At 61.6% G+C, this 24,117-nt stretch carries 21 protein-coding genes and 1 riboswitch; of the genes, 14 read left to right on the forward strand and 7 right to left on the reverse strand.

Features of this window, described 5'->3' with window-relative positions:
• Positions 1-10: 10 nt before the first annotated feature.
• The 3 genes from AC07V9_RS14470 to AC07V9_RS14480 form a co-directional block, all read right to left on the reverse strand.
• Positions 11-820, reverse strand: coding sequence for an aldo/keto reductase (locus AC07V9_RS14470; protein WP_495016388.1), 810 nt, complete (start codon positions 818-820; stop codon positions 11-13).
• Positions 817-1,992, reverse strand: a complete 1,176-nt coding sequence (locus tag AC07V9_RS14475) for an NAD(P)/FAD-dependent oxidoreductase (protein ID WP_495016389.1) — start codon at positions 1,990-1,992, stop codon at positions 817-819. Before AC07V9_RS14475 ends, AC07V9_RS14470 begins: the two co-directional genes overlap by 4 nt.
• A 62-nt stretch (positions 1,993-2,054) precedes the next feature.
• Entirely contained in the window at positions 2,055-2,387 is a 333-nt protein-coding gene (locus tag AC07V9_RS14480) for a DMT family transporter (protein WP_495016390.1), read from the reverse strand.
• A gap of 107 nt (positions 2,388-2,494) precedes the next feature.
• On the opposite strand from AC07V9_RS14480, the gene AC07V9_RS14485 reads away from it, so the two are divergent.
• Together AC07V9_RS14485 and waaA are read left to right on the forward strand one after the other, a co-directional pair.
• Positions 2,495-3,379 carry a LysR family transcriptional regulator gene (locus AC07V9_RS14485; RefSeq protein WP_495016391.1) on the forward strand — a complete coding sequence of 295 codons (885 nt, stop codon included), beginning with the start codon at positions 2,495-2,497 and terminating at the stop codon, positions 3,377-3,379.
• Positions 3,380-3,393: 14 nt separating this feature from the next.
• The gene (gene waaA / locus AC07V9_RS14490) at positions 3,394-4,668 is read left to right on the forward strand and encodes a lipid IV(A) 3-deoxy-D-manno-octulosonic acid transferase (RefSeq protein ID WP_495016392.1); all 1,275 of its coding nucleotides are present in this window, start codon (positions 3,394-3,396) and stop codon (positions 4,666-4,668) included.
• Positions 4,669-4,865: 197 nt separating this feature from the next.
• On the opposite strand, the gene AC07V9_RS14495 is transcribed toward waaA, so the two are convergent.
• Positions 4,866-6,305, reverse strand: coding sequence for a TolC family outer membrane protein (locus tag AC07V9_RS14495; protein ID WP_495016393.1), 1,440 nt, complete (start codon positions 6,303-6,305; stop codon positions 4,866-4,868).
• 181 nt (positions 6,306-6,486) lie between these two features.
• Positions 6,487-6,591, forward strand: a riboswitch (TPP riboswitch).
• Positions 6,592-6,761: 170 nt separating this feature from the next.
• Here AC07V9_RS14495 and thiC point away from each other — a divergent pair.
• Together thiC and cytX are read left to right on the forward strand one after the other, a co-directional pair.
• Entirely contained in the window at positions 6,762-8,648 is a 1,887-nt protein-coding gene (gene thiC / locus AC07V9_RS14500) for a phosphomethylpyrimidine synthase ThiC (RefSeq protein ID WP_495016394.1), read from the forward strand.
• A 133-nt stretch (positions 8,649-8,781) separates the two neighbouring features.
• Positions 8,782-10,092 (forward strand): putative hydroxymethylpyrimidine transporter CytX, encoded by a 1,311-nt coding sequence (gene cytX / locus AC07V9_RS14505; protein WP_495016395.1) that lies wholly within the window; start codon positions 8,782-8,784, stop codon positions 10,090-10,092.
• Here the strand turns inward: cytX and AC07V9_RS14510 are convergent.
• Entirely contained in the window at positions 10,061-10,807 is a 747-nt protein-coding gene (locus AC07V9_RS14510) for an RsiV family protein (protein ID WP_495016396.1), read from the reverse strand. The two genes, cytX and AC07V9_RS14510, sit on opposite strands and share 32 nt — an antisense overlap.
• A gap of 231 nt (positions 10,808-11,038) precedes the next feature.
• On the opposite strand from AC07V9_RS14510, the gene AC07V9_RS14515 reads away from it, so the two are divergent.
• Together AC07V9_RS14515 and AC07V9_RS14520 are read left to right on the forward strand one after the other, a co-directional pair.
• A complete protein-coding gene (locus AC07V9_RS14515) occupies positions 11,039-11,656 on the forward strand; it encodes an NUDIX domain-containing protein (protein ID WP_495016397.1) in 618 nt (205 codons plus the stop codon).
• Entirely contained in the window at positions 11,647-12,105 is a 459-nt protein-coding gene (locus AC07V9_RS14520; RefSeq protein ID WP_495016398.1) for a DUF1249 domain-containing protein, read from the forward strand. The genes AC07V9_RS14515 and AC07V9_RS14520 overlap by 10 nt, the downstream gene beginning before the upstream one ends.
• On the opposite strand, the gene AC07V9_RS14525 is transcribed toward AC07V9_RS14520, so the two are convergent.
• Complete coding sequence (locus tag AC07V9_RS14525) at positions 12,106-12,582, reverse strand: YkgB family protein (RefSeq protein WP_495016399.1); 477 nt, start codon at positions 12,580-12,582, stop codon at positions 12,106-12,108. It abuts the gene before it with no gap.
• Between the two features lie 280 nt (positions 12,583-12,862).
• On the opposite strand from AC07V9_RS14525, the gene cpdA reads away from it, so the two are divergent.
• The 7 genes from cpdA to AC07V9_RS14560 all read left to right on the forward strand — a co-directional run bounded on the left by cpdA (position 12,863) and on the right by AC07V9_RS14560 (position 21,092).
• The gene (cpdA, locus tag AC07V9_RS14530; protein WP_495016400.1) at positions 12,863-13,672 is read left to right on the forward strand and encodes a 3',5'-cyclic-AMP phosphodiesterase; all 810 of its coding nucleotides are present in this window, start codon (positions 12,863-12,865) and stop codon (positions 13,670-13,672) included.
• Between the two features lie 187 nt (positions 13,673-13,859).
• Entirely contained in the window at positions 13,860-14,426 is a 567-nt protein-coding gene (locus AC07V9_RS14535; RefSeq protein ID WP_495016446.1) for a YqiA/YcfP family alpha/beta fold hydrolase, read from the forward strand.
• A gap of 90 nt (positions 14,427-14,516) precedes the next feature.
• Positions 14,517-16,421: a DNA topoisomerase IV subunit B gene (gene parE, locus AC07V9_RS14540; protein WP_495016401.1), complete on the forward strand. Its 1,905-nt coding sequence runs from the start codon at positions 14,517-14,519 to the stop codon at positions 16,419-16,421.
• On the forward strand, positions 16,421-17,416 hold the full coding sequence (locus tag AC07V9_RS14545; protein WP_495016402.1) for an esterase-like activity of phytase family protein: 996 nt from the start codon (positions 16,421-16,423) through the stop codon (positions 17,414-17,416). The genes parE and AC07V9_RS14545 overlap by 1 nt, the downstream gene beginning before the upstream one ends.
• Before the next feature lie 35 nt (positions 17,417-17,451).
• A complete protein-coding gene (locus AC07V9_RS14550) occupies positions 17,452-17,934 on the forward strand; it encodes a retropepsin-like aspartic protease family protein (RefSeq protein WP_495016447.1) in 483 nt (160 codons plus the stop codon).
• A 10-nt stretch (positions 17,935-17,944) separates the two neighbouring features.
• Positions 17,945-20,203: a DNA topoisomerase IV subunit A gene (gene parC / locus AC07V9_RS14555; protein WP_495016403.1), complete on the forward strand. Its 2,259-nt coding sequence runs from the start codon at positions 17,945-17,947 to the stop codon at positions 20,201-20,203.
• Between the two features lie 181 nt (positions 20,204-20,384).
• Positions 20,385-21,092, forward strand: a complete 708-nt coding sequence (locus AC07V9_RS14560) for a PqiC family protein (protein ID WP_495016404.1) — start codon at positions 20,385-20,387, stop codon at positions 21,090-21,092.
• 141 nt (positions 21,093-21,233) lie between these two features.
• On the opposite strand, the gene AC07V9_RS14565 is transcribed toward AC07V9_RS14560, so the two are convergent.
• Entirely contained in the window at positions 21,234-22,757 is a 1,524-nt protein-coding gene (locus AC07V9_RS14565; RefSeq protein WP_495016405.1) for a histidine kinase, read from the reverse strand.
• Positions 22,758-22,887: 130 nt separating this feature from the next.
• Here AC07V9_RS14565 and serB point away from each other — a divergent pair, with 130 nt between their 5' ends.
• Positions 22,888-24,105 (forward strand): phosphoserine phosphatase SerB, encoded by a 1,218-nt coding sequence (serB, locus tag AC07V9_RS14570; RefSeq protein ID WP_495016406.1) that lies wholly within the window; start codon positions 22,888-22,890, stop codon positions 24,103-24,105.
• Positions 24,106-24,117: the final 12 nt, after the last annotated feature.

Genomic DNA, 24,117 nt, shown 5'->3' on the forward strand with positions numbered 1-24,117 from the left:
CCGCCCGTCGTCAATCCTGACGACGAATCACGGCAGCGGCAGTGGCCACGTTGTGGGACAGGTGCAGCGGATTGATCGTTCCGACAATAGCACCGGTGACGCCGGGGTGCCCAAACAGCAACTCGAAACTGGCCTGCACCGGATCGACGCCGGGGCTCAGGCAAACGTGCCCGCTGGCCAGCGCTTTCTTGATCAGAATGCCTTTGCCGTGTGCAGCAGCGTAGTCGAGCACAGGCTTTTCGCCTCTCTCATTGAGGTTGTAGGTGACCATGGCGCAGTCGCCGTGCTGCAAGGCCTGCAGCCCGCCCTCGACAGTTTTGCCCGAGAAGCCGAAGCCGCGAATCTTGCCCTCGCGCTTGAGGTCGGCGAGGGTCTGGTACACCTCGCACTCGTCGAGAATGTGCAGGTCGTTGCCGTCGGAATGCACCAGAACCAAATCGATGAAATCCGTTTCGAGACGTTTCAGGCTGCGTTCTACCGACAGCCGCGTGTGGACGGCGCTGAAGTCATGACGGGACTGGCCTGCGTCGAACTCTTCGCCGACCTTGCTGACAATCACCCAGTCCTGACGCTGGCCGCGCAACAGCGGGCCGAGGCGCTCTTCGCTACGGCCATAGGCGGGCGCGGTGTCGATCAGGTTGATGCCTAGATCCCGCGCCAGCTTAAGCAGCATGCGCGCCTCATCGTCATCGGGAATGGTGAAGCCGCTGGGGTACTTGACGCCCTGATCGCGGCCCAGCTTGACGGTGCCCAGGCCAATCGGAGAAACGTCGATGCCCAGGCTGCCCAACGGTCGATGCAGATCGTGCAGGGTTTTCATGGCAGCAGGACATCCCACACCGCTTTGGCCATCGGCGGGCGGGGCAGGCCGGAGCAGGCCGGTTGCGGGATCGGGTGAATGTCGTCCCGCGACAGCGACGCCAGCACGCGATCGGCGAAGTCTGGGGCCAGGGCCAGCTTGGTCGGCCAGCCCACCATCAGGCGACCTTGCACGTCGAGGAATGCATTGTCCGGACGCACCAGGCCGCTTTGCTGAGGCTCGGCGCGATCAACGCGCATCGTTGCGAATTGCGCCTGACTCAGGTCCACCCACGGCAGCAACTGCGACAGTTCTTTTTTCGCCGCCGCGATCTGCTCGGCAGGCTCCCGGGCCACGCCTTCAGCTTCGGAAATATCGCCGCCCAGGTACCAGACCCACTGGCCGTCGGCGGCCGGATGTGTGGTCACGGTAATGCGCGGTTTAGGCCCGCCGCCCAGGCAATGGGCGTACAGCGGCTTGAGCGTCGGGCCCTTGACCATGACCATATGCAGCGGGCGACGCTGCATGGCCGGGTGGCTGACGTTGAGTGTCTTGAGCAGGTCAGCCGTACCGCCGCCTGCGCTCAGCACCACACGCTGGGCATGGATGTCGCGGCCGTCGACGCGCAGGCCCACCAATTCGCCTTCGTGCAGCAGTGGCTCGATCTTCTCGCCTGCCAGCAGACTGTCGTCGGCGAGCTCGGCCAGTTTTTCGATCAGGCTCGGCACGTCGATCACCAGCTCCGCCAAGCGATACACCTTGCCCTTGAAGCGCGGGTCCTGCAGGGCAGGCGGCAGGTCGCTGCCTTTGACCTGATCGACACGCCCGCGCACCGCCTTGCTGGCGAAGAAACTGGTGAGGTTCCCGGCCAGGGTGCCCGGCGACCACAGGTAATGCGCTTCGGAGAGCAGGCGCACGCCCGAGAGATTCAGCTCACCCTTGCCGGCCAGGGCTTCACGCCAGCGGCGCGGCATGTCAGCGATGGCCTCCGACGCACCGGACAGCGCGCCGTGCAGCGCATACTTGGCGCCGCCGTGAATGATCCCTTGCGATTTAACGGTCTGCCCGCCCCCCAGGCTGGCGCTTTCCACCACGATCGTCGAGAACCCCTGCCGACGCAGACGCGCATTGAGCCAGAGACCGGCAACGCCCGCGCCGACAATCAGGACGTCAGTGGAAATAGCAGATGGCATGGAGACCTCAGATGGCGAAACGAATCTCGCCATTATAAGGGAAGCCGCTTTTGTGTGGCCCTTTAATGACCCGCCGTTTTCGAGAACAGCTGGATCACCACCACGCCCGCGACAATCAGGGCCATGCCGCCGATTGCGGGCAGGTCGAGCTTCTGGCCATAAATGATCAGCGCCGCAATGCTCACCATGACGATGCCCATGCCCGCCCACACGGCGTACGCCACGCCCACGGGAATCGTGCGCACCACCAGCGTCAGCATCCAGAAGGCCACTGCATAGCCGACAATCACCAGCAGCAAGGGCAGGGGCGTGCTCAGGCCTTTGACGGCCTTCATGGAAACGGTGCCGATGACTTCGGCGCAGATGGCGATGGCGAGCAGGTAGTAGGCAGACATGGTGATAACCCTCTTGGCGCAAACGGTCTTCAATGACGGCGATTCTAGAGAGTGTGCAGATGGGGTAAAGTCATTACCTATCTCTGTGGCTGATAGGTTGCCCTGTTATGGAATGGAATCTTGAGCAGATTCGGCTGTTCGTCAGCGTGGCTGAACAACGTTCGTTTTCGGCGGTGGCGCGGGATTCCAGGCGCGCGCAGTCGGCGGTCAGCAGCGCCATTGCGATGCTGGAAACCGATCTGGGGGTGAGCCTGTTTGATCGCAGCAGCGGGCGTCAGCCGCGTTTGACGGAAGCGGGCACGGCGTTGCTTGAAGAGGCGCGAGAGTTGTTGCGTCAATGCGATCGGCTGGAAGGGCGCGCGCTGGCCTTGATGCGCGGGCAGGAAGCGCGTCTGCGGCTGGCACATGACGAGGCAATGCCCTATCAGCCGGTGCTCGACAGCCTGGACAAGCTGGATCAGCGTTTCCCAAGTGTTGAGGTGCAACTGGCCAGCGGGGCTCAGGGTGACGTGGCGCGCAAGCTGGTGGAGCGTCGTGCGGATCTGGGCCTGTTGTTCCATCATGAGCAGATGCCTGAAGCGCTCGAGCGGCGGGCGCTTGGCAGCGTCGAGATGGTCACCGTCTGCGCCACCAACCATCCCCTGGCCCGCGAGCCCGTGGTGACTCGCCAGCAACTGGCCCGGCATCGACAATTGCTCATCGCGCCGCAGCAAAGTGGCTATCCCGGAGGCGAGCAACTGAGCCCGCAGGTCTGGCGCGCCGACAGCTTTTACGTGATGGCAGAGCTGCTGATGCGCGGCTTGGGCTGGGCCTGGCTGCCGCGGCATGTGGTGCAGTACCCGGCCTATCAGAACCAGATGATCGAGCTGAGCAGCGAATGGACGCCGCCTGCGCTGGTGGTGGAAATGGTCTGGCGCCGCGACGAACCGTTGGGGCCCGCCGCCCGTTGGCTTGCCGAATGTTTCACCCATCATCTGAAGGCCATTGGCTGATAAACTCCGCGCCCATGAATAGAACTCTCTACAGCTTCCTGTTTCATCTCGGCCTGCCCCTCATCGCCCTGCGCCTGTGGCTGCGCGCTCGCAAGGCTCCGGCTTACGCGCAACGCATCGGCGAGCGTTTTGCCCGCCGATTACCGCCCATGCGCAAGGGCGGTATCTGGGTCCACGCGGTGTCGGTGGGCGAGAGCATCGCGGCCGCGCCGATGATTCGCGCCTTGCTCGCGCGTTATCCACAGCTGCCGATCACCGTCACCTGCATGACCCCCACAGGCTCCGAGCGCATCCAGTCGATGTTTGCCAACGAACCGCGGATTCAACACTGCTACCTGCCGTACGATTTTCCGTGGGCGGCGGGGCGTTTTCTCGATCACATTCAGCCAAAAATTGGCGTGATCATGGAAACCGAGCTGTGGCCCAACCACATTCATCAGTGTGCGAGACGAGGCATTCCGACCATTTTGGCCAATGCGCGTCTGTCGGAACGTTCCGCGCGAGGCTATGGAAAGTTCGCCAAACTGACCCGCCCGATGCTGGCTGAAATGAGCCTGATCGCGGTGCAGACCGAAACCGAAGCCCATCGTTTTCGCGATCTGGGCGCTCGCCCTGAATGCGTGACGGTGACCGGCTCGATCAAGTTCGACCTGACCATCGACCCGCAACTGCTGGAGCGCGCGAAGCTGCAGCGTGCAGAGTGGCAGACCACAAATCGTCCTGTCTGGATCGCGGCCAGTACCCACGCTGGTGAAGATGAAGTGGTGTTGGCGGCCCATCGCGAGCTGCTGAAAAAGCATTCCGAAGCCTTGCTGATCCTGGTGCCGCGCCATCCCGAGCGGTTCAACAGCGTCTTCGAATTGAGCCAGCAGCAGGGATTCGCCAGCGTTCGGCGTTCTACCGCCGAGCCTGTGACTAACGCCACGTCGGTGCTGGTCGGCGACACCATGGGCGAGCTGCTGTTTCTCTATGCGCTGGCTGACATCGCCTTTGTCGGCGGCAGCCTGGTGCCCAATGGCGGGCATAACCTGCTGGAGCCTGCGGCGCTGGACAAGCCCGTCCTGAGCGGCCCGCATCTATTTAACTTCCTCGAAATCGCCGCGATGTTACGCAGCGCCGGGGCGTTGGAGGAGGTGAGTGATTCAGCGGGATTGGCTGCCGTGGTGCAGCGTTTGATCGAGCAGCCTGAACAGGCGAAAACCATGGCCGATGCGGGGTTGGCGGTGATGAAGGCCAATCAGGGAGCGTTGCAGCGGTTGCTGGATGGGATCGGCAGATTCTTGCACTGATCCGCTTTTGATTCTGCCCGGAGGGCGTAGGAGCCCAGCTTGCTCGCGATCTGCCGGGCACCGGCAGCAAAGCCGAACACCTTGGTTGTGTCAGATACGCCTCAGACACAGGGTTTGCCGCCGCTTCGTGGCAGATCGCCCGATCGCGGTCCGCAGCAAGCTGGACTCCTACGCCCTCCGGGCAGAAGCTTTTTTAACTACCGTTCCGACGGGCGCTCGAAATTCTTTGCCGCCTCTTTCGCCAGGTCCGGCGGCAGGAAATCTTTGTCCGGGTTGTAATCGGATTTCAGATAACGCGACAAGTCCTGCAGATCCCCCGGGCTCAGCGTCCCCGCCGCCTGCTTCAAGCGCAGGTTGTCGAGGATGTAGTCGTAGCGAGTGTTGTTGTAATCGCGCACCGAGGCGTACAGCTGGCGTTGCGCGTCGAGCACGTCGACGATGTTGCGGGTGCCCACCTGATAGCCGATTTCCGTGGCTTCCAGCGCGCTCTGGTTGGAGATGATCGACTGTTTGCGCGCCTGCACCTGCTCGACATCGGTGTTCACCGCGCGGTGCAGGTTGCGGGTGTTTTCCACCACCTGACGACGCAGGCCCTCACGCTGTTGTTCGCTCTGGCCGAGGCGCGCATAGGCTTCGCGCACTTGCGAGCTGGTCAGCCCGCCGCTGTAGATCGGGATGTTGACCTGCAGGCCGATGGTGCGTTGTTCGACGCTGCCGTGAAAATTCTGCCCGGTGTAGTTCGGGTTGGTGAAGCCCAGCGGGTCGTTGTCGCCTTTTTCGTATTGCGCGACGGCGTCGACGGTCGGTGCGTGTCCGGCCTTGCGCTGGCGCAGGGTTTCTTCGGCAGCGCTGACGGCGTAGTTGCTGGCCAGCAGATTGAGGTTCTGTTGCGAGGCCGTGTCGACCCAGGATTTCGCATCGTTGGGCGATGGCGCCAGCACCGGCAGGGTGTGGACGATGCCTTCGATGGAGTTGTATTCGCGGTTGGTCAGGGTCACCAGAGCCTGAAACGCATCGTCCACCTGACGCTTGGCGACGATGCGCGCAGCCCGTGCGGTGTCGTAACTGGCCTGGGCCTGGAGCACGTCGGTCTTGTCTGAGAGGCCGACATCGAAGCGCTCGTTGGCCTGGTCCAGTTGGCGTTTGAACGCCGCTTCTTCAGCCTTGGTCGAGGCCAGGTTGTCCTGGGCGCGCAGCACCGAGAAGTAGTCTTCGGCACTTTGCAGAATCAGATTTTGCTCGGTGGCCGAGAGCTGCAGGATGGCCTGTTCGTTGACGTCCTTGGCGGCCTTGAGCTGGAACCAGCGGTCGGCGCGGAAGATGGGCTGGCTCAAGGTCGCGCGATAGACCGTGCCGCTGCGATTGATCACGGCAGAGGGTTGATCGATCTTGGTACGGGTGTCATTGATATCGGCGCCGCCGGAAAGGTTAGGCAACAGACCTGCGCGGGCCTGAGGCACGATTTCTTTCTGCGCGTCGTAACTGGCGCGGGCGGCAGCCAGATCGGCGTTGTTGTTCACGGCTTCCTGATAGACGCTGACCAGACCGGTTCTGGTCGGCAGAGGCAAGTCCGCTGCCCCGGCCATCGCATTCGAAGCATACGACACGGCAATGGCCAATGAGAGTTTGCGCAGCATAGACATTCCCTGGTAGTTGGTTTCGTTAAAGCGCTTTCGTCAAGCCGAATACAGACGGCGTTTGGCGCCGCGTAGCGAGTGTAGTTCCGTGCGATCTCGACAACAATCGGCCATATCAGCCATTTAACGAGCGTTTGAATTCCGCGCTTGGCGTTTGCCCCGTCCCACGTCTAGACTGACGCAGTTCTTGTCGGGGTGCCTTGATATGAGGCTGAGATCGGATAATCCGGATCCCGTTGAACCTGATCAGGTTAGCGCCTGCGTAGGGAACAAGATTTCTCGTCTCCCGGCGAGTCCTCTTGAGTGTCGTCCGGGGTCGTCTTTGTTCAATTATTGAACAATCCTCGTTTTTCGATTCTCAGCATCCGTTTCATCTCAGGGTGCCTCCGTCCGTTCGAATCAGGCTCAAGCTCCGACAAATCAATCCGCCGCTGGATGATGTCTGGAGAGCCCGTGATGAGTACAAAACTAAAAAACGCCAATCTGAGTGAATCCGCCCAGGTCGACTCGGGGTCGGTTCAGCCGTTTACCCGCTCGCAGAAAATCTACGTTCAGGGCTCGCGCCCGGACATCCGCGTGCCCATGCGTGAAATCAGCCTGGACGTCACGCCCACAGACTTCGGTGGCGAGATCAACGCACCCGTCTGCGTGTACGACACCTCGGGCCCCTACACCGACCCCAACGTCATCATCGACGTGCGCAAAGGGCTGGGCGACGTGCGCTCGGCGTGGATCAATGACCGTGGCGACACTGAACGCCTCGATGGCCTGAGCTCCGACTTCGGGCAACAGCGTCTGGCCGATGCCGAGCTGACCAAACTGCGCTTCGCCCACGTGCGCAACCCGCGCCGCGCAAAAGCCGGGGCCAACGTCAGCCAGATGCACTATGCACGTCAGGGCATCATCACCGCCGAGATGGAGTACGTCGCCATCCGCGAAAACATGAAGCTGCAAGAGGCCCGCGCTGCCGGTCTGTTGAAGCAGCAACACGCCGGTCACAGCTTCGGCGCCAGCATCCCGAAAGAGATCACTCCAGAGTTCGTGCGCGAAGAAATCGCCCGTGGTCGCGCAATCATTCCGGCCAACATCAACCACGTCGAACTGGAACCGATGATCATCGGCCGTAACTTCCTGGTGAAGATCAACGGCAATATCGGCAACAGCGCGCTGGGTTCGTCCATCGAAGAAGAAGTGGCAAAACTGACTTGGGGCATTCGCTGGGGTTCGGACACGGTCATGGACCTGTCCACCGGCAAGCACATTCACGAAACCCGCGAGTGGATCATCCGCAACTCACCGGTTCCGATCGGCACCGTGCCGATTTATCAGGCGCTGGAGAAAGTGAACGGCGTTGCCGAAGACCTGACCTGGGAGCTGTTCCGCGACACGCTGATCGAGCAGGCAGAGCAGGGCGTCGACTACTTCACCATCCACGCTGGCGTCTTGCTGCGCTACGTGCCGCTGACTGCCAAGCGCGTCACCGGCATCGTTTCCCGTGGCGGCTCGATCATGGCCAAGTGGTGTCTGGCGCATCACAAGGAAAACTTCCTCTACACCCACTTCGACGAAATCTGCGAAATCATGAAGGCCTACGACGTCAGCTTCTCGCTGGGCGATGGCCTGCGTCCCGGCTCGATTGCCGACGCCAACGACGAAGCGCAGTTCGGTGAGCTGGAAACCCTCGGCGAGCTGACCAAGATCGCCTGGAAGCACGACGTGCAATGCATGATCGAAGGCCCGGGCCACGTGCCGATGCAGCTGATCAAGGAGAACATGGACAAGCAGCTGGAGTGCTGCGACGAGGCGCCGTTCTACACCCTCGGCCCGCTGACGACCGACATTGCGCCGGGCTACGACCACATCACCTCGGGCATCGGCGCGGCGATGATCGGCTGGTTCGGTTGCGCGATGCTCTGCTACGTCACGCCGAAGGAACACTTGGGCTTGCCGAACAAGGACGACGTGAAGACCGGGATCATTACCTACAAGATCGCCGCCCACGCCGCCGACCTCGCCAAAGGCCATCCGGGGGCGCAGATTCGCGACAACGCCTTGAGCAAGGCGCGTTTCGAGTTCCGTTGGGAGGACCAGTTCAACCTCGGTCTGGACCCGGACACCGCACGTTCCTATCACGATGAAACCCTGCCGAAGGATTCGGCCAAGGTTGCGCATTTCTGTTCGATGTGCGGGCCAAAATTCTGCTCGATGAAGATCACCCAGGAAGTCCGCGAGTACGCGGCCAACCAGAAGATCGAGGCGGTTGACCTGTCGGTGGCCGAAGGCATGCGCGAGCAGGCCGAGCGGTTCAGGCAGGAAGGCAGCCAGTTGTACAAAAAGGTCTAGTCATAAGCTGATCCCCTGTGGGAGCGAATTCATTCGCGATGCGGTTGTACGGACGACAGATTTGCGTCGGATGTACGGACCTCTCGCGAATGAATTCGCTCCCACAGGTTTGATCGCGTGACGCCCCACAACAATGTTCCTTCGAGAAAACAATGTGAACACACCCAGCACCTATTCCCCCGACGCTCCCGTCCCCGCCAGCAAGCGGGTATTTGGCGGGCGTGATCTGTTTTCCCTGTGGTTCTCCCTCGGTATCGGCCTGATGGTCCTGCAAACCGGCGCGTTGCTGGCGCCGGGCCTGGGCATGTCCGGCTCGATGCTGGCGATCTTCCTCGGCACGCTGGTCGGCGTTCTGCTGCTGGCTGCCGTGGGCGTGATCGGCAGCGACACCGGCCTGTCGTCGATGGCCGCGCTCAAGCTCAGCCTCGGCACCAAGGGCGCGGGGGTGCCAGCGATCCTCAACCTGCTGCAACTGGTGGGCTGGGGTTCATTCGAGATCATCGTCATGCGCGATGCGGCCAGTTTGCTCGCGGCCGGCGCGTTCAGCGAAGGCAGTCTGTGGACAAATCCGTTGTTGTGGACGCTGCTGTTCGGCGGCCTGGCCACCCTGCTGGCGGTCAGTGGCCCGCTGACCTTCGTGCGGCAGATCCTGCGCAAGTGGGGCATCTGGCTGTTGCTGGCGGCGTGCGTCTGGCTGACCTGGAACCTGTTCGCCAAGGCCGATCTGTCAGCCCTATGGTCTCGCGCTGGCGATGGCTCGATGCCGTTCGCGGTGGGCTTCGACATCGCTATCGCCATGCCGCTGTCGTGGCTGCCGCTGATCGCTGACTACTCGCGCTTCGGCAAACGCGCAGGCGGTGTGTTCGGCGGCACGGTACTGGGCTTCTTTATCGGTAACTTCTGGCTGATGACGCTGGGCGTTGCCTACACTTTGGCATTCGCGCCAAGCGGTGAGGCCAATGCACTGCTGTTGGCGCTGGCCGGGGCAGGGATGGGCATTCCGTTGCTGCTGATTCTGCTCGACGAGTCGGAAAACGCCTTTGCCGATATTCACTCGGCGGCGGTTTCCAGCGGGATTCTGTTGAAAACCAAGGTCGAGCATCTGGCGCTGGCCATCGGCGTCATCTGCACGCTGATCGCCTGCTTCGCGCCGCTGGCGCAGTACCAGAACTTCCTGCTGCTGATCGGCTCGGTGTTCGCGCCGCTGTTCGGCGTGGTGTTGGTCGATCACTTCATTCTGCGTCGTCGCAGCCATGGTCCAGCGACTGTAGGCCTGCGCTGGATGACGCTACTGGCCTGGCTGGGCGGGATTTGCACCTACCATCTGCTGGCCAATCTGTACCCGGACGTTGGTGCAACACTGCCAGCGCTCATCGTCGCTGGCGTGTTGCAATTGGTCTTGAGTAAGGCGATCAGCTCCGGCCGGGGAACAGTTCCGGCTTGATGATGCCATTGAGCTGAGGGTAAGGAATCTTCAGCTCGATGTGGCCCATGGAGTATGGGGCGATCGTGGTGACCGGATATTTCAGGATCACCGCACCGTACGTCAGGGCGACGTTGGAAGTGCGCTTGAACGGCCACATCTTCTGAAACTCGGTGTCCTTGTCCAGTTTGACGCTGACCTGCCAGGCTTGATGCGCCAGTTCCGCTTTCGCCCAGAACGCCGCTTCCTGCCCTGGCACCAGCATGTCGGCCAGGGTCAGCACGCGCTGTTGCTGGCGGGAATAGTTGATGAAGGCGCGCCCCGGATTGCCCTGAGCGCTGCCGGTATCCAGGTAGCTGGACAGCTCGACCACCACGATTCCGTCATGCTGCTCGCGTACTTTGGCCTGCAGATAACTGCTGTTGCGCGCCTGGGCACGGGCCAGAAATTGCTCCTGATAAGCCTTCAGGCTCGGCGGCACGGGGCCGTCGGTGTCGTTGCGGGTCAGTTGCAGCAGGGTGCGCTGGACGATTTCATCCAGCTTGGCGTCATCCGGGAAATGCACGGTGTCGATGTTCACCAGCGGGCAATCGTCCGTGGTGCAGCCTGGTTTGAGCTGCTCGGATGCGTCACGCTGAACGGTCAGCGGCTTGCGCAGGTTGGGCTCGAAAAAGCTCTGGCAGGCGCCCAGCATCAGGGCCAGGCAGGCCATGGAAATGATCTTTGGAAACGACATGGTGATCCTTGGCGTTGGCAGAGAGGGCCATAAATGGCGATCACAGAGAGCGATCGGCAACGGGCTTGGACTGCATGGCAGGCAATCGGTTCGCCACTGGGCGGATTAGAGTGCCTTTGCCCTGCTGTCGTCTACCCTGAGTGCCGTATTTGCCTACGTCCGGGGGCTGCATCCCGCGCCACAGCGCGTTAGGATGGCGCCACATCACGAGTGCTTTGCAGTGAGAAAACTATGACCGACAGCGCTAAATCAACACCCACGAAGCACGAGATCACCCACCGCGAAACCTGCTTCAAGGGTTTCTATCAGCTGGATCGCCTGCACCTGCGTCATGAGCTGTTCGACGGCGGCATGAGCCCGGAAATCAAGCGCGAGCTGTTCGTTCGCCATGATGCCGTGTGCGTCCTGCCCTACGACGCAAAGCGTGACGAAGTGGTGCTGATCGAGCAGTTCCGGGTCGGCGTGGTCGGCAAGCATCCCAACCCCTGGCTGATCGAAATGGTCGCCGGGCTGATCGACAAAAAAGAGGAGCCTGAAGAGGTTGCTCACCGCGAGGGAGAAGAGGAAGCTGGGCTTGTCTTCAGCGCGTTGTGGCCGATCACCAAATACTTTCCGTCGCCCGGTGGCAGTAACGAGTTCGTTCACCTGTACCTGGGCAAATGCGAAAGCGAGGGGGCTGGCGGGGTGCACGGGCTGGAAGAAGAGGCCGAGGACATCCGTGTGTCGGTATGGTCCTTTGATGACGCGATGCAAGCCGTAAAAGACGGACGCATCGTCAACGCGGCAACTATCATCGCAATACAGTGGCTGGCACTCAATCGTGCCGAAATCAGGGGGCTGTGGTCGTGAATCTTCTGCGCGAGCGCTATCGTGTCGACCTTGCCGGGCTGCAAGCAGCCTGTGAGGCGAACTACGCGCGCTTGATGCGTTTGCTGCCAGACATGCGCAACGGCGGCGGGCAGCGTTCTCGCCGGGTGGCCGTCACCCAGGGTGATCAGATGCTGGGCGTGCTGGCGGTCGAAGTCCTGCTGGACTGTCCGTACACCACCACCCTGCAAGTGCGCCAGGAGCACAGCCTGCCGTGGCTCCCGGTGCCGGTGCTTGAGGTGCAGGTTTACCACGACGCGCGCATGGCCGAGGTCATTGGCGCCGAGCATGCGCGGCGTTTTCGTGGCATCTACCCATACCCCAACGCCGACATGCACCAGCCTGACGAAAAGGCCCAGTTGAACCTCTTCCTCGGTGAATGGCTCAGCCATTGCCTGGCGTGTGGGCATGAGTTCGAGGCTGTTCGCTGATCAACCCGCCTGTTGTCTTGCCGCCAGAATCCCCTGTTTGAGCAGCACCAGCGAAGCGGCCGCCAGTACCGCATCCTTGATCAGAAACGACGTATCGCCACCCAAGGCCGGAAACCCGCCTGCAGACGCTTCCCATCCGCCGGGCGTGGTGATGATCAATGTCAGGGTCATGCAGAAGGTTAGGGTCGACGCCGCTGCGGCAATGACCGAAATACGCGGCTTCCAGGCGCCGATCGCCAGCCCCAGGCCCGTCGCCCATTCGATGACACCCAGCGCATAACTGGCACCCTGTTCGCCAAACACCGGGTACATCCAGGCAAATAACGGGCTGTTGGACATCAACGGGATCAACGCCTCGGCCTCATAAGCGAACCATTTGCTATAGCCGAACAGCGCGAAGATCAGCACCAGCGTCCAGCGCAGCAACTGAACATCGATGTTGGAGTGGCAAAACCGGGTTATTTTGCATTCATGCATGGGAGCATCCTCGTCCTAAAGAAGCGCTCGACTATAGTGCGGTACCTGCGCGAGTCGGCGTGCCAGACATATCCCGAATGAGCTTTGACGAGGCATATGCCCTGCAATCAGGCTCACGCCGCGTAAACCGGGCGTGCAGAAAAAAGCACAATAGGTGTCGATCTGTGACGGCGCTCGCAGGATGAGGGGCCTCGGGCGTGATTTGATGCTAATACTCAGATTGCTGCTCCATGACCATGCCAGCATAATCTGCCCTTGATCTCAGTTCAGGAGACGCTCATTGTCCCAGGCACTCCTTCACAGCCCCTCTGTTCTGTTGGTGCAACTGTCCGACAGCCATCTGTTTGCTGAAGCAGATGGCGCGCTGCTGGGCATGACCACCCGCGAAAGCCTCAAGGCCGTGGTCGATCTGGTGCTGGCCGAGCAACCGAATATTGATCTGGTGGTGGCCACCGGCGACCTGTCTCAGGATGGAACCGTTGAGTCCTATCAGGCGTTTCGCGAGGCCAGCGACCGGCTCGCCGCGCCCAAACGCTGGTTGCCGGGCAATCACGACGAGCTGCGCGAGATGGCCATTGCCGCCCAGCAGAGCGATTTCCTCGAACCTGTAGTCGATGTCGGCAATTGGCGAATCACCCTGCTGGACTCGTCCGTGTCGGGCTCGGTGCCGGGGTATCTGGAAGATAAACAGCTGCAATTGCTTGCGCAGGCCTTGAGTGAAGCGCCGGATCGCCACCATTTGGTGTGTCTGCATCACCATCCGGTGCCGATTGGCGCGGCATGGATGGAACCCATCGGCCTGCGCAACCCCGACGCCCTGTTCTCGGTGCTGGAGCGTTTTCCGCAGACGCGGGCGCTGCTCTGGGGGCATGTGCATCAGGAGTTCGATCAACTGCGTGACGGCTTGCGTCTGATGGCCTCGCCGTCGACCTGCATCCAGTTCGCGCCCAACAGTCAGGATTTCGGCCTCGATTCACTGGCCCCCGGCTATCGCTGGCTGCGTCTGCTGGACGATGGCCAGATCCAAACCGGTGTCTCGCGCGTCGCCGCTGACCTGTTCGAAGTCGACCTCAGTGGCGCCGGGTATTGAAGGAAATGTCCTGAATTCGTCGCAAACGTTCATCATACGAGTGTTCACGCAGTTGTCCCTGTAAACTGCGTGGCCTCGCCCCTGTGAGCGCCACAGGAACCCGTATTGCCCCGCCGCGCCTGGAGGCCACCGCGTGAACCCTGATCATTCGACGCTTCTTTATATACATGGCCTGAACAGCTCGGCGATGTCGAAAAAGGCCACGCAGCTGGCAGCGTTGATGACGCACCTGGGTCTGGCCGAACAATTGCGCGTGCCGGAGTTGCATCACCATCCGCGCCAGGCCATCGCGCAGCTTGAAGCGGCGATCGAGGAGCTGGGCGGGCGGCCATTACTGGTCGGCAGCTCGCTCGGCGGCTACTATGCGACTCACTTGGCCGAGCGCCATGGCCTCAAGGCCGTGCTGATCAACCCGGCCGTGAACCCGCATCAGCTGTTTGACGGTTTTCTGGGCACCCAGACCAACCTCTACACCGGCCAAACCTGGGAACTGACCCACGACCACGTGGCTGCGCTGGCCGAGCTTGAAGTGCCCGCGCCGCAGGACCCGCAACGCATTCAGGTGTGGTTGCAAACCGGTGACGAAACGCTGGATTATCGCCGGGCTCAGGCCTTCTACCGGGCCTGCGCCTTGCGCATAGAAGCGGGCGGCGATCATGGCTTCCAGGGTTTTGCGCAGAAAATGCCGACCTTGTTGAGCATCGCAGGCTTTGCCCCGGAACTGCTGCAGGCGATCGATCTGTCGACGCTTTGAATCACGCGCCTGCTCAAACACAGATGTCGAACAAGCTTGAAACACTGGCTTCACTCCGAAATTTCATGAACGACTTGATGACGAGACCCCATGGCCAATCCCAGCGCTAGCTCTTATAACGCAGACGCCATCGAAGTCCTCTCGGGCCTCGACCCGGTCCGCAAGCGGCCGGGCATGTACACCGACACCTCTCGGCCGAACCACCTCGCGCAGGAAGTCATCGACAACAGCGTCGACGAAGCCCTGGCCGGTCACGCCAAATCGGTGCAAGTGATTCTTCACGCCGACAACTCCCTGGAAGTGGCCGACGACGGTCGCGGCATGCCGGTGGACATTCACCCTGAAGAGGGCGTGTCGGGCGTCGAGCTGATCCTCACCAAGCTCCACGCGGGCGGCAAGTTCTCCAACAAGAATTACCAGTTCTCCGGCGGCCTGCACGGCGTGGGGATTTCCGTGGTCAACGCGCTCTCTACGCAAGTGCGGGTGCGGGTCAAGCGCGACGGCAACGAATACGAAATGACCTTCGCCGATGGCTTCAAGGCCACCGAACTTGCGGTCGTAGGCACCGTTGGCAAACGCAACACCGGCACCAGCGTGTATTTCGCGCCGGACCCCAAGTATTTCGACAGCCCCAAATTCTCGGTCAGCCGCCTCAAGCACGTGCTCAAGGCCAAGGCGGTTTTGTGCCCGGGCCTCTTGGTCAGTTTCGAAGACAAAAGTACCGGCGAGAAGGTCGAGTGGCATTACGAAGACGGCCTGCGCTCCTACCTGCAGGATTCGGTCAATGACTTCCTGCGCCTGCCGGACGAGCCCTTCTGTGGGTCATTCGCGGGTAACAAGGAAGCTGTCGATTGGGCGTTGCTCTGGCTGCCTGAGGGTGGCGACAGCGTTCAGGAGAGCTACGTCAACCTGATTCCGACCGCTCAAGGCGGCACCCATGTCAACGGCCTGCGCCAGGGGCTGCTTGACGCCATGCGCGAGTTTTGCGAGTTCCGCAACTTGCTCCCCCGTGGCGTGAAGCTGGCGCCGGAAGACGTCTGGGAGCGCATCGCCTTCGTGCTGTCGATGAAGATGCAGGAGCCGCAGTTCTCCGGCCAGACCAAAGAGCGCCTGTCGTCTCGCGAGGCCGCCGCGTTTGTCTCCGGTGTGGTCAAGGACGCCTTCAGCCTGTGGCTCAATGCGCACCCTGAAATGGGCATGCAGCTGGCGGAGCTGGCGATCAACAACGCCGGCCGTCGCCTGAAAGCGAGCAAGAAGGTCGAGCGCAAGCGCATTACTCAGGGCCCAGCGCTGCCGGGCAAGCTGGCCGATTGTGCAGGGCAGGACCCGATGCGCGCCGAGCTGTTTCTGGTCGAAGGTGATTCCGCAGGCGGTTCGGCCAAGCAAGCGCGGGACAAGGAGTTCCAGGCCATCCTGCCGTTGCGCGGCAAGATCCTGAACACGTGGGAAGTCGACGGCGGCGAAGTGCTGGCCAGTCAGGAAGTGCACAACATTGCAGTCGCCATCGGTGTCGATCCGGGCGCTGCCGACATGAGCCAGCTGCGTTACGGCAAGATCTGCATCCTCGCCGACGCCGACTCCGACGGGCTGCACATCGCAACGCTGCTGTGCGCGCTGTTCGTCCAGCATTTCCGCCCGCTGGTCGATGCCGGTCACGTCTACGTCGCGATGCCGCCGCTGTACCGTATCGACTTGGGCAAAGACATCTTTTACGCCCTCGATGAAGCGGAGCGTGATGGCATTCTTGACCGGCTGGTCGCCGAGAAGAAGCGCGGCAAGCCTCAGGTCACGCGATTCAAAGGCCTGGGTGAAATGAATCCGCCGCAGCTGCGTGAAACCACCATGGACCCGAACACCCGCCGCCTGGTGCAGCTGACCCTGGACGATTTCGAGGCCACTTCGGAAATCATGGACATGCTGCTGGCGAAAAAACGTGCAGGCGATCGCAAAACGTGGCTGGAGTCCAAGGGCAACCTGGCCGAGGTGCTGGTTTGATGCGAGGTTGGCTGGCCGCACTGTTGCTGACCGCCACGCCTGCTTTCGCCGCTCAGCCCGTGGCGCAGAAGCCGTTGCCGGAGCTCAGGCTGCTGTCCGAGCATGCGGTCGACGACATGATCGGCGGCAACCTGTCGGGCCTCGCCTCGTGCAACGGCACACTGTGGACGGTGTCCGACCGGGACGACACGCTGCTGTACAGTCTCGACACGTCGGCAACTGTGTGGAAAGCCCGGGCGCAGGTGCTGGAAATTCCGCCGATTCCCGACAGCGGCCTTTCTGCCACGCTGCGCGGCATGGCCAAGGCGGCTGGGTTGATTCGTGGCGGTGATCTGGATTTCGAAGGCGTGAGCTGTGATGCCGCTGGTAACCGGTATCTGGTCAGCGAGGGCTATGCCACGGTGCTCAAGGTACCGGTGAATGGCGCGCCAAGCTGGCTTGAACTGCCGAAAAAACTGGTTCAGGAAGCGCAGTCGGCCGGCATGTTGCAGCACTTCAACGCGATTTTCGAAGGTATCGCCATCAGCCCCGCAGGGGATCAGGTCTGGCTGGCGGCCGAGCGCGAGAAACGCGGGTTGCTGACCGCCAAGCTGGGCGGGGATGGCTGGGCTTGTGGTGCCAGTTGCATCCTGCGCGTGGAATCCGGAAACGATATATTGCCGCCGCAACTGGGTGGCAAATCCGTCGCCAAGGATTTCTCCGACATCTCGCTGTACAAGGGCAAACTCTACAGTCTGGAGCGCGCGGCCTATCGCATCTGTCGGCGCAGTCTGGAGACCGGTCAACTGGAGACTTGCTGGTCGTTCGCCAAAGAGGCGCTGCAGCCCAACCGGCTGTACGACCAGAAGTACGGTTTGACCGAAGCGCTGATTGTCGATGACACCGGGGCATGGGTTGGCACCGACAACAACTTCGGGGCCCGTGCCGATGGCGAGAAACGCCCTATCGTCTGGCGCTTCGCGGCACCTGAGGGTGGTTGGAGCGCCAGGCCTTGACCCAGGCACCTCCCGGCAAGCGCGCCGGGCGCCTGATGCTGATCGTCGCCTGGGCCGCGGCGCTATTTCTGGCGACGCGGTTTTTTGGCGAATGGGAACAGCGTCAGGAAAACCCCAACACCGCCGTCACCTCGCAACACGGTGATGGCTATGTCGAAGTGCAACTGGCGAGCAATCGTCAGGGGCATTTCGTCATGACCGGGCAGATCAATGCCCGCCCTGTGGAGTTCATGCTCGACACGGGAGCGACCCATGTCGCGATCCCTGAGGGGGTTGCGGAAAAACTGCGCCTGGAGCGTGGCGCCCGGGTGGAGGTCAGCACGGCCAATGGCCGCACCGACGCCTTCAGGACCACGCTGCAAAGGCTGCAAATCGGCGATATCGTCCTGGACAATGTGCGCGCCCTGGTGGTGCCCGGTCTGAATGGCGATCAGGTGCTGCTGGGAATGAGCGCCGTCAAACAACTCGAATTCACACAGCGCGGCGGCACCTTGCTGCTGCGTCAGACGACAAAATGATGAGGCCCGCATGAGCGACTCCCTTGACCTCAGCCTGGACGGTGTAGAACGCCGCTCATTGGCTGACTTCACCGAACAGGCCTATCTCAATTACTCCATGTACGTGATCATGGACCGGGCCCTGCCGCACATCGGTGACGGCCTGAAGCCGGTGCAACGACGCATCGTCTACGCCATGAGCGAGTTGGGCCTGGATGCCGACGCCAAGCACAAGAAATCGGCGCGTACGGTCGGTGACGTGCTCGGTAAATTCCACCCCCACGGCGACTCGGCCTGCTACGAAGCCATGGTGTTGATGGCGCAGTCGTTCAGCTATCGCTACACACTGGTCGACGGTCAAGGTAACTGGGGTGCGCCGGACGATCCAAAATCGTTCGCGGCCATGCGTTACACCGAAGCGCGTCTGTCGCGTTATTCCGAAGTGCTGCTCACCGAATTGGGCCAGGGCACGGCGGACTGGGTGCCGAACTTTGACGGCACCCTCGACGAACCGGCTGTTCTGCCTGCACGTTTGCCGAATATCCTGCTCAACGGCACCACCGGCATCGCCGTGGGTATGGCGACCGACGTGCCGCCACACAACCTGCGCGAAGTCGCTGCGGCCTGCGTGCGCCTGCTTGATGAGCCCAAAGCCACCATCGAGCAACTGTGCGAGCACGTTCAGGGCCCGGATTACCCGACCGAAGCGGAAATCATCACCCCGCGCCATGACCTGCTGAAGATCTACGAGAGCGGCCGTGGCTCGGTGCGCATGCGGGCGGTGTATCGCGTTGAAGACGGCGATATCGTCGTCACCGCGTTGCCTCATCAGGTTTCGGGCGCCAAGGTGCTGGAGCAGATCGCCGCGCAGATGCAAGCCAAGAAGCTGCCGATGGTCGCGGACCTGCGCGACGAGTCGGACCACGAACACCCTTGCCGCATCGTCATCATTCCGCGCTCCAACCGCGTCGACCCTGAAGAACTGATGCAGCACCTGTTCGCTACGACGGAGCTGGAATCCAGTTACCGGGTGAACATCAACATCATTGGTCTGGACGGCAAGCCGCAGCTCAAGAACCTCAAGGCGCTGCTGTCCGAGTGGCTGACGTTCCGTATCGGCACAGTGCGTCGTCGCCTGCAGTTCCGGCTGGACAAGGTGGAGAAGCGCCTGCACCTGTTGGAAGGTTTGCTGACGGCGTACCTGAACCTGGACGAAGTGATCCACATCATTCGTACCGCCGAACACCCGAAAGCCGAACTGATCGCGCGTTTCGAGCTGTCCGAGATCCAGGCCGACTACATCCTCGACACCCGTCTGCGTCAGTTGGCGCGTCTGGAAGAGATGAAGCTGCGTGGCGAGCAAGACGAGCTGCTCAAAGAACAGGCCAAACTGCTGGCCCTTCTGGGCAGTGAGACCAAACTGCGCAAGCTGGTACGCAGCGAATTGATCAAGGACGCCGAAACCTATGGTGACGACCGCCGCTCGCCTATCGTCGAGCGTGCCGAAGCCAAAGCCCTGTCCGAAAATGAACTGATGCCAACCGAGCCGGTAACCGTGGTGTTGTCGGAAAAAGGCTGGGTGCGTTGCGCCAAGGGCCACGACATTGACGCCACCGGGCTCTCCTACAAGGCCGGCGACGGCTTCAAGGCCGCCGCAGCAGGGCGCTCGAACCAGTTTGCCGTGTTCATCGACTCCACGGGTCGCAGCTATTCGCTGGCGGCGCACACCCTGCCGTCGGCGCGGGGGCAGGGCGATCCGTTAACCGGCCGTCTGACGCCACCGCCAGCCGCCACGTTTGAATGCGTGCTCTTGCCCGATGATGATGCGCTGTACGTCATCGCGTCCGACGCCGGTTACGGCTTCGTGGTCAAGGGCGAGGACCTGCAAGCCAAGAACAAGGCGGGCAAGGCGTTGTTGAGCCTGCCGTCGGGGGCGAAGGTCATCCTGCCGCGTCCGGTGCCCGATCGCGAACAGAACTGGCTGGCCGCCGTTACCACTGAAGGTCGCCTGCTGGTGTTCAAGGTCAGCGATTTGCCGCAGCTGGGCAAAGGCAAGGGCAACAAGATCATCGGTATTTCGGGCGAGCGGGTGGCCAGTCGTGAGGAATATGTGACCGACTTGGCAGTGATTCCCGAAGGCGCGACCTTGGTGCTTCAGGCCGGCAAGCGTACCCTGTCGCTGAAACCGGACGACCTGGAGCACTATAAAGGTGAGCGTGGCCGCCGTGGCAATAAGCTACCACGCGGTTTCCAGCGCGTAGACGCGTTGTTAGTGGAAAGCGCTACTTAATCCCGTGATTTGGGCGGTCGATCTTCGTTTCGTCACGAAGATCGATGCAGAATCGCTGGAGTCGTCGCGCATATTCACGGATGATATGACGTCGTTAGGCACGGGCGTGGCTTAGTGCCTTCACGTTTTCTCGAGTATTTGACATCGTGGACGCGCCGTATGCGTTCACTTGGACGGAATGATGAATTTCTTACGCGTTCCTTTTGTTCTGTTATTGACCGGCGTTCTGGGTTTGGCCGGGTGTAGCGTTCATCAGCCTCAATCGCTCTATCAGCTGGACAGTGGCGATCCCGGGCAACCTAAACAAAGTGCCGGCGTTGCTGTTTTGCTGGGTCCGGTTTCTGTTGCCGATTATCTGCAACGCGAAACATTACTGCAGCGCCAGCCTGACGGCAGCCTGACGGCGTCCACAGACGGTCGTTGGGCAGGCAGCCTGTCTTCGGACATCGATCAACTGCTTCTGCGCCAACTGGCGTGGAAGCTCGACAGCCAGCGTGTGGTGATGGCCCCTGCGGCTGCCAACTTCACCCCGGATGTGCAGGTTGTCCTGTCGATCACCCGACTGGACTCCGGTGCGAACCAGCCGGCGGTGCTCGACGCTCAATGGCGCCTGCTGGACCGTCGCGGTACCGTGCGTGACAGCAAGCTGATTCACCTGGAAGAGCCTCACGCAGGCACTTCCGCCGCTCAGGTCAAGGCTCAGGGCGTGTTGTTGCAGCGTCTAGCCGAGCAGCTGAGCGCGGCGGTCAAGCCTGTCGCTAGCCAGCCTCTGGTCGCTGAAGAGCCCAAGAAAGCCGCTCAGCCTGCCAAGACACGCACTGATCAAGACAAGCCCAAGATCCCGATGGCATCGCCGATTCGCACCGATCTTGAAGTGTTCCGCTTCTGATTCAGGCGCAAACGAAAAAAGCCCGCAGTGATGCGGGCTTTTTTGTGGGTTTGGGTTTGAATTGCTACATGGATGCCCTTCGGGCGCCTTCGCTGGCAGGGCATCAAAATAAAAATGCCAAGCCAACCCCAGCAACCTTCGTCACACCTTGCGCGCCTCATGCATGCGCGCCAGCTGACGCTCCAGCATCGACGGATACGGCTCCATCAGGCGCTCCACACAGCTGGCGCCCTCGGGGCTTGCGATCGGGCGGATGCGGGCGCGCTGGCGAATGGTGGGGTCTTCGCTGATCTTGCGCTCCACCAGCAGCAGGTTGCGGCTGTGTTGCGACAGGGCCAGGGCGTCCTGAGCGGTTTCGGTCAGCAGCAGGTCGATCTGGTTCATGCCGTGCAGGCCTTCACCCAGGGTCAGGCCCAACTGCAATTGCAGGGTGATGCCGCTGTCGGCGACTTCGATCTGCAAGGCATGGCTCAGCGCGCGCAACAGCTCACCGCAGCAAATGGCGTTGGTCAGGTAATCGTCGCCGCTGTCCTGAGTGCTGAACACCATCAGCGAGCTGCCGTCGTTCAGGGTGTGCAGTTCGCTATCGTACAGCGAGGCCGCCTGGTCGATGCAGTCGCGGTATCGCTCCAGCAACTCGGTCAAGCGAGCACGTGGCAGGCGGCGCAGTTGCTCTTGCGAGCCCAGTTGCACGGCCAGCACGGCGCTGTACTGAGGCTGCGAAGGCACGACGGGCAGGACCGGGCGCGGCGCAGGCTTTTGCGCCACCGGGGTGTCGTCGCGAAGATCGGCGAACGGGTCGTCTTCTTCATCTTCTTCGGCCACCAGACGGCGGGTCGGGATTGCCGTGGCACGAGGCTTCGGCGTTTCGTCGAATGCCGGGTCGTTCAGATCGCTGGCATCGAACGCGGGCGACGCGTCGTCTTCGTCGTCGACATGCTCAGGTTCAGGAGCAGGCTTTGGCTCAGGCTCCGGTGGCGCGTAGGAGGCCTTGAGCTGACGGGCCAGATCACCGATCTCATCCTGACGATCAGTGGCCGGGGTGTACGGGTCGATGTAGCGCAGCCACATGCGCAATTGCAGCATCGGCGTTGAAATATGCCGCCCCAGGCGCAGGCTCAGGGCCAGGGCGAGCGCCAGCAGAATGCCCGCCAGAATGCCCATGCTTTGCAGGCTGATGGTCAACGGCTGCTGGAACTGGGACATGTCCAGGCTGATGCGCAGGGTGCCTGCGACCACGTCCTGGAAGGTGACCTTGATCTCGTAGAGACCTTCGGCTTCTCCCAGCAGGCCATTTTTCGGGCGCTGGCCGGCTTCGGCGAGGATGCGGTTGTCCACGCTATAAATAGCCGCGTGAGCCACCAGCGGGTTTTTCACCAGATTGCCCAGCAGCACGTTGAGGCTGAGGATGTCGTTGGACACCAAAAGCTCTGTGGCGGAGGTCGCGGTTTGCGTGGTCAGGGCCTGCCCCAGTGCGTCGGCCTGTTCGTGCATGGCTTGCTTGAACTGCAAGCCCATGACGCAGGCGTAGATCACCAGCGCCAGCGCGACGAGGATCACGTTATGGCTGGCGATACGCAAAGCAATCGGAACACGTCGATGACGCAATGCCCGGAAGATCAGCAAGAAGAAATTATCGGTTTTTACTGGCGTGGGCCGGTTCACTGAGCACGGCTCTCTTGGAGAAGTTGGGGCGCAGTATAGCGAGCGACCCAGACGCGGCAAAGCGCTCACTGTGCCCGGTGGTCACTGAAAGTGCGTAGAATGCGGTTTTTTTCCACTGCGGGGGTGCGCCTTGCGCGAAATTGTCCTGATAAACATCACCGGCGAAGACAGTCCGGGTCTGACGGCGGCCATTACCGGCGTGCTGGCCCAGGGTGGCGCCGATGTTCTGGATATCGGTCAAGCCGTGATCCACGACACGCTGTCGTTCGGCATTCTGGTGCAGATTCCTGACACCGAAAGCGGCTCCAAAGTATTGGATCGGGTGCAGTCCAAGGTCGATGAACTCGGCCTGCAAGTGCTGTTCACCCATGTCAGTGAAGACGATTACCAGCATTGGGTCGACGATCAGGGCAAGGACCGTCACATCGTCACGCTGCTGACCCGCAAGGTCACGGCCGAGCAGTTGCACACGGTCAGTTCGATCACCACCCGATACGGCTTGAACATCGATCGCATCGATCGTCTGTCCGGGCGCATGGCGCTGGACATGCCGAGTGACAAGGGCAAGGGCTGCATCGAGTTTTCCGTGCGGGGCGAGCCTGCCGACGCGCAGGAAATGCGCGCCGAGTTTCTGCATGTGGCGCAGGAACTGAACGTCGACATCGCTTTCCAGCAGGACTCGGTGTTCCGCCGCAATCGTCGCCTGGCCGTGTTCGACATGGACTCCACGCTCATCGAGGCCGAGGTCATCGACGAACTGGCCAAGGCTCATGGTGTGGGCGAGCGTGTCTCGGAGATTACCGAGCGTGCGATGCGTGGCGAGCTGGATTTCCGCGCCAGCTTCAAGGAGCGTCTGGCGCTGCTCAAGGGGCTGGACATCAAGGTGCTGGACGAAATCGGCGCGTCGCTGCGTATGACCGAAGGCGCAGAAACCCTGTTCGCCGAGCTCAAGCGTCTGGGCTACAAGACGGCGATCCTCTCCGGTGGCTTTACCTATTTTGCCCGCCAGTTGCAGGCGAAACTGGGCATCGACTACATCTTTGCCAACGAGCTGGAAGTGGTGGATGGCAAGTGCACCGGCGTTGCCGTCGAGCCGATCGTCGATGCGCAGCGCAAGGCCGATCTGTTGCGTGAACTGGCGATCAAGGAAGGCTTGAGCCTAGAGCAGACCATCGCAGTCGGCGACGGCGCCAATGACCTGCCGATGCTGGCCATCGCCGGTCTGGGTGTGGCATTCCGCGCCAAGCCGCTGGTCAAGCAGTCTGCCAGGCAGGCGATCTCGACGCTGGGGCTCGATGGAGTGCTGTATCTGCTGGGCTTGCGCGATCGCGAAGGCCGGGGTCTCTAAACCGATTCGGGG

The sequence above is a fragment of the Pseudomonas sp. GW821-FHT02A11 genome (genome assembly GCF_059421985.1).

What these genes read in the sequence shown, in the direction of transcription:
- AC07V9_RS14470 (WP_495016388.1), bottom strand. Translation starts at nt 820, where the DNA reads ATGAAAACCCTGCACGATCTGCATCGACCGTTGGGCAGCCTGGGCATC.
- AC07V9_RS14475 (WP_495016389.1), bottom strand. Translation starts at nt 1,992, where the DNA reads ATGCCATCTGCTATTTCCACTGACGTCCTGATTGTCGGCGCGGGCGTT.
- AC07V9_RS14480 (WP_495016390.1), bottom strand. Translation starts at nt 2,387, where the DNA reads ATGTCTGCCTACTACCTGCTCGCCATCGCCATCTGCGCCGAAGTCATC.
- AC07V9_RS14485 (WP_495016391.1), top strand. Translation starts at nt 2,495, where the DNA reads ATGGAATGGAATCTTGAGCAGATTCGGCTGTTCGTCAGCGTGGCTGAA.
- waaA (WP_495016392.1), top strand. Translation starts at nt 3,394, where the DNA reads ATGAATAGAACTCTCTACAGCTTCCTGTTTCATCTCGGCCTGCCCCTC.
- AC07V9_RS14495 (WP_495016393.1), bottom strand. Translation starts at nt 6,305, where the DNA reads ATGCTGCGCAAACTCTCATTGGCCATTGCCGTGTCGTATGCTTCGAAT.
- thiC (WP_495016394.1), top strand. Translation starts at nt 6,762, where the DNA reads ATGAGTACAAAACTAAAAAACGCCAATCTGAGTGAATCCGCCCAGGTC.
- cytX (WP_495016395.1), top strand. Translation starts at nt 8,782, where the DNA reads ATGTTCCTTCGAGAAAACAATGTGAACACACCCAGCACCTATTCCCCC.
- AC07V9_RS14510 (WP_495016396.1), bottom strand. Translation starts at nt 10,807, where the DNA reads ATGTCGTTTCCAAAGATCATTTCCATGGCCTGCCTGGCCCTGATGCTG.
- AC07V9_RS14515 (WP_495016397.1), top strand. Translation starts at nt 11,039, where the DNA reads ATGACCGACAGCGCTAAATCAACACCCACGAAGCACGAGATCACCCAC.
- AC07V9_RS14525 (WP_495016399.1), bottom strand. Translation starts at nt 12,582, where the DNA reads ATGCATGAATGCAAAATAACCCGGTTTTGCCACTCCAACATCGATGTT.
- AC07V9_RS14535 (WP_495016446.1), top strand. Translation starts at nt 13,860, where the DNA reads ATGTCGAAAAAGGCCACGCAGCTGGCAGCGTTGATGACGCACCTGGGT.
- parE (WP_495016401.1), top strand. Translation starts at nt 14,517, where the DNA reads ATGGCCAATCCCAGCGCTAGCTCTTATAACGCAGACGCCATCGAAGTC.
- AC07V9_RS14545 (WP_495016402.1), top strand. Translation starts at nt 16,421, where the DNA reads ATGCGAGGTTGGCTGGCCGCACTGTTGCTGACCGCCACGCCTGCTTTC.
- AC07V9_RS14550 (WP_495016447.1), top strand. Translation starts at nt 17,452, where the DNA reads ATGCTGATCGTCGCCTGGGCCGCGGCGCTATTTCTGGCGACGCGGTTT.
- parC (WP_495016403.1), top strand. Translation starts at nt 17,945, where the DNA reads ATGAGCGACTCCCTTGACCTCAGCCTGGACGGTGTAGAACGCCGCTCA.
- AC07V9_RS14560 (WP_495016404.1), top strand. Translation starts at nt 20,385, where the DNA reads ATGAATTTCTTACGCGTTCCTTTTGTTCTGTTATTGACCGGCGTTCTG.